The 1,348-nt window shown below is 44.3% G+C and carries 1 protein-coding gene; it reads right to left on the bottom strand.

Translation table 11 applies throughout. The features are described from left to right. A partial coding sequence (locus tag ACZ6JY_RS40810; RefSeq protein WP_469204662.1) for a hypothetical protein occupies positions 1-360 on the bottom strand: 360 nt, incomplete at its 3' end. Positions 361-1,348 lie beyond the last annotated feature (988 nt).

Raw genomic sequence — 1,348 nt, 5'->3', positions numbered from 1 at the left:
TGGCGTCCTGAATTCACCTTTGCGACCTGTGGTGATGACCGTTAACCGGTCAACCGGAATCTGAGAAATTATCCCGTACTGAGAAAGCGCTGACTCGAGGCTGATGTAATTGTATTCTCCGCGGCGAATGAATCTACTGATGTGCTCAAGAATGTAGCTGTCTTTAGCTGACCGGTTGTTGACATAGACGCCTGGCGCAGCACGGATGAGAATGCCGGCGTCGGTAAGCCTTCTGATGGAAGCTTTGATACTGCGCTCTGATTCCTCAGGGAACATATTTTTGAGATCAGACAAGCCGAATACATATCGCCCGGATAGGTTGTAACGATCAAACGTGGTAATCGCTGTGATTTTATCCATCCCATCCTCCAAATGTACATACAGGACACCATTTAGTGTCCTAAGTGTAGAGGTAAATAAGTTTAGCACCTTTGCAACCAGTGTAAATCGCACTGTTTCAACTCACCGCAACAGGCATGACAAAGGCATGGTCAAAAGTATCCTGATGTTTCAATTGTCTGAGGGCTGGCTCCTTTATGCCAGAAAAAGGAACATCACCATAAATGGGTTAAAACTAAGCGGAATAGCGCGGACGTAAAAAAACCGACTGGTAAGGTCGGCTTTATTACGGTTCCGGTGCAAGCTGGTAAGTCTGGCCGGATGGGAAACTCTCTACAACTGACTTTATTACGATAATCCGTGAGTTCTGATTATGCAACAAGACGTGAAAAGGTCGGATGTTATTGTTATATTCAGAAAAACTCCTTTCCGTATGCCGTCATGAGTCTCATCCTTTGAAAGCAGCGATCGTTGTGGCGAGGCTATAGCGCGAACTTCATCTGGCCATACGGACATCTCAATTTAGCTACTACAATATTGGTGCGCATAACAAAGATTATGTTAAATTTATAATTTAAAGAGTTATTAAACAACAATTTAACCGCAGCCTGTAACTATCCCCTGCCTTTATACGCTATTGAGGATGTTTTAGGAATAGACAAGTATAAAAAAGGCTCCCTGTCGGGAGCCTTTTACCGTTTAAAAAAACGGGCACTACCTTAGCGCACGCAGCTACTCTTGTGAGTCGCCTTGTTTACTTTAGGCTTCGGTTTGGGCGGTGTAATGCTAGAATGCACCGGTGGAATGTTTGTAACAGTGATATTGTTCGTCACTTGAGTAACATTCACGTTGAAGAAATGTGCGCCATTGAAATTCAATTTTGCTTCCCCACCAGGTACAGGCGCCGCAGCGAAGTAAAAACTTACGCTAAGAGCAACCCACCACTTACTACCTTTATTACTTTGCTTCATGAAACGTACCTCATCGTCAGATGGGCACTACTCTCTTT

The sequence above is a fragment of the Streptomyces sp. NPDC046335 genome, from assembly GCF_055587985.1.
The sequence above is the reverse complement of the archived record's forward strand: the minus strand, read 5'-3'. Positions and strand labels throughout refer to the sequence as shown.